Raw genomic sequence first — 3,611 nt, forward strand, 5'->3', positions numbered from 1 at the left:
GTGTGGCGGCGGGTCAGCGCGCGGACGCGGGCGAGCAGTTCGTCGAGGTCAAAGGGTTTGGTCAGGTAATCGTCGGCGCCGGCGTCGAGGCCGGCCACGCGGTCGGCCACCTTGTCGCGGGCGGTGAGGATCAGCACTGGCGTCATGTCGCCGCGCCGGCGCAGGCCGCGCAGCACTTCCAGACCGTCCTTGCGCGGCAGGCCGAGGTCGAGGACGAGCAGGTCGAACTCGTCGGTGGCCAGCGCCTGATCGGCGGCCACGCCATCGCTCACCCAGTCCACGGTGTCGCCTTCAAGCCCCAGCCCAGCGCGAATGCCATCGCCCAGCAGCTGGTCGTCTTCTGCCAACAGGATTCTCATTGGGGTCCCCTTTACGGCCTGTGCAGCAGGATAGCTGGCGTGATCCGGTTAGGGCAGAGGGTGACAGTGCTCGCTTAACGAGGTGTTAAGAACAGTGGCGAATTGGCGCCGCCTGCGGCCAATCGCGGACGGAGTCCGCTCCTGCGCGGGCCGGGACCTGTAGGAGCGAGCTTGCTCGCGAACCGTGGCTCGCCTGATTGCACGAGACGAGGCGAAACCGCGATGTTCGCGAGCAAGCTCGCTCCTACGAAGAGCGTTGCGTGGCGCGGGTCACGCGATCCACCAGGTAGACCACCCCGCGATAGTCGATGCCGCCATGGGCGGACAGGCCGATCTCGCAGGTACGGCTGGTGGAGACGCCTTCCTCGCAGTACTGCACCGCGTCCTTGAGCGTGCGCAGCGAGTGCGCGTTCAGCTCGGGCGTGGTGAAGCCCTTGTCGCCGGCAAAACCACAGCAGTGGATGCCCTCGGGGATCACCACTTCGCGGGTGCAGCGCTTGACCAGGTCAATCAGCGCCTGGCTTTCGCCCAGGTGCTGGGTGCTGCAGGTGACGTGCACGGCCACCGGCTTGTCCTGCGGCTGGAAGTCCAGGCGCTCGAGCAGATGCGTGCGGATGAACTTCACCGGGTCGTAGATCTTCAGCCGATCGTCCGCCAGTTCCTGCACCAGGCGCAGGGTGCAGGGGCTGGTGTCGCAGTAGATCGGGTCGAGTCCGCCACGGCTGGCACGCAGCAGTTCGGCGAGCAGTTCGTCGCGCTTGGCGTCGGCCTGCGACTGGTAGCCCTTGGAAGCGAACGGCTGGCCGCAGCAGAGGTTGTCGGCGTTGTCCGGAAAGACCACCTGGTAGCCAGCCTTTTCCAGCAGTTGGCGGGTCTTGTCGATCAGCGGCACCTGCTCCTCGTCCGCCGCTGCGGGACCCATGGCGCGGGACACACAGGCGGTAAGGTAGACGACGCGCGGCTTGCCGTTATCCACCGGCTGCGTCGGGGTTGCGAGACGCACGGGCTGCGGCATGGCCGGTGTCCACTGCGGCACGCGACCCTTGCTGGCCTGGCTGATGGAAGCACTGATACGAGCCAGGCGCGGTGCGCCCAGCAGCATGCGCGCGCCGTTGGCGGCATGCAGCATGAACTTCGCCCCCTTGAGGGCCGTGGCGAAGTTGCGCGCGAGCCAGGTGGCGGCGCCGGCGTGATGTGCTTCCTCGCCGCGCAGCTTCCTGATCAACTCGCCGGTGTTGATGTTCACCGGGCAACGCTGGGCGCACAGGCCAGTGGCGGCGCAGGTGTCGATACCCTGGTACTGGTAGTCGCGCTCAAGCTCGGTGGTGTCGACGCCGGCGCGGCGCCTGGCCTGGATGTCGCGCCACATGACGATGCGCTGGCGCGGGCTCAGGGTCAGGCCCTTTGACGGGCACACCGGCTCGCAGAAGCCGCACTCGATGCACTTGTCGACGATCTCATCGGCGGCCGGCAGCGGCTTCAGGTTCTTCAGGTGCAACTGCGGGTCGTCGGTCAGCACCACGCCGGGGTTGAGGATGCCGGTGGGGTCGAGCAGGCGCTTCAACTGCCACATCAGCTGGTAGGCATCGTGGCCCCACTCCAGCTCGACGAAGGGCGCCATGTTGCGCCCGGTGCCGTGTTCGGCCTTGAGCGAGCCGCCATATTCCACCGCGACCAGGTGCGCGACGTCGTCCATGAAGGCCGAGTAGCGCGCGATCTGCTCAGGCGATTCGAAGCCCTGGGTGAAGACGAAGTGCAGGTTCCCCTCCAGCGCATGGCCGAACAGGATGGCCTCGTCGTAGCCGTGCTTGTCGAACAGCGCGATCAGGCGATTGACGCCTTCTGCCAACTGCTCGACGGGGAAGGTGACGTCCTCGATGATCACCGTGGTGCCGGTCTCGCGCACCGCACCGACGGCCGGGAAGGTGTCCTTGCGGATGCGCCAGAGCTGGTTGTAGACCAGCGGGTCTTCGCTGAAGTCGACCTGCTTCTCCACCGGGTAATCGGCGATGGAGGCGCTGATCTGCGCGAGTTGTTCGTGCAGCAGCGATCGGGTGGCAGCGCGGGACTCGATGAGCAGCGCGCAGGCGCCTTCGGACAGGCTCTTCACCCACGCCGGCATGCCCTGCATGTTCTCCACCGAGCGCAGGCTGCGGCGGTCCAGCAGTTCCACGGCGGACACCGGCTGCTGCTTGAGCACGGGTACGGCCTTGCAGCAGGTTTCCACATCGGGGAAGACGACCAGCGCGCTGGCCTTGTGCGGGTGGTCCGGCACGGTGTCGTAGGTCACGGCGCTGATGAAGCCCAGGGTGCCTTCGGAGCCGACCATCAGGTGGGTGAGGATATCCAGCGGCTCGTCGTAGTCGACCAGTGCGTTCAACGACAGCCCGGTGGTGTTCTTCAGGCGGTACTTGTGGCGGATCTTCGCAGCCAGCTCGGTGTTGGCGCGGGTCTGCCGGCCCAGCTCAGCGAGCTGATCCAGCAGTGCGCCGTGGCTGTCGCGGAAGGCCGCGACGCTGTCGGGCAACTCGCTGTCCAGTAGCGTGCCGTCGGCCAGCAGCAGGCGCATGCCGGCCAGGGTGTGGTAGCTGTTCTGCGCGGTGCCGCAGCACATGCCGCTGGCATTGTTGGCGACGATGCCGCCGATCTTGCAGGCATTGATCGACGCCGGGTCCGGGCCGATCTTGCGGCCGAACGGGGCCAGCCAGGCGTTGGCCTGGGCGCCGATGACGCCGGGCTGCAGGCGGATCTGCGTACCGCCTTCGCGGATGTCGCGGCCGTTCCAGTTGTCGCCCAGCACCAACAGCACCGAGTCGCTCACGGCCTGGCCCGAAAGGCTGGTGCCCGCGGCGCGGAAGGTCACTGCGACCTGATGGGTGTGGGCGGCCTTGAGCAGGGCAGCGACTTCGTCTTCGCTCTCGACGCGGATCACCAGCTTGGGTATCAGGCGGTAGAAGCTGGCGTCGGTGCCGAAGGCCAGGGTCGAGAGCGCATCGTCGAAGCGGCGCTCGCGGGGGATCAGGTGTTCTACCGTGTCGAGGAAAGCGGCAGGGAGGCTCATGGCGGCTCCAGTCATCATCGGTGAGCGTGGACCGCTGGACGGCCCATCGGTGTGCTTGTGGGTAGAACGCGCGTTGGGCGTTCCTTGTAGGAGCGGGCGTGGGGGCGCACCCGGCGGGGGGGGGGGGAGGCGGTGGCGCGCCAGCACGCAGCCAACCAACGCCCGGCGGTACCCCCCCGCACCCCCCCCCC

Annotated in this window: 2 protein-coding genes; both read right to left on the reverse strand. The window is 67.6% G+C overall.

Annotated elements, in window-relative coordinates; all coding sequences use genetic code 11:
• Positions 1–359 (reverse strand): response regulator (locus ACCC94_RS28670; RefSeq protein ID WP_413352976.1); only part of this gene is annotated, 359 nt, incomplete at its 3' end.
• Positions 360–603: 244 nt separating this feature from the next.
• On the reverse strand, positions 604–3,420 hold the full coding sequence (locus ACCC94_RS28675) for an FAD-binding and (Fe-S)-binding domain-containing protein (RefSeq protein WP_413352977.1): 2,817 nt from the start codon (positions 3,418–3,420) through the stop codon (positions 604–606).
• Positions 3,421–3,611 lie beyond the last annotated feature (191 nt).

Origin of the sequence: Pseudomonas sp. Pseusp97, from assembly GCF_047304025.1 — a bacterium.
Classification (GTDB): domain Bacteria; phylum Pseudomonadota; class Gammaproteobacteria; order Pseudomonadales; family Pseudomonadaceae; genus Pseudomonas.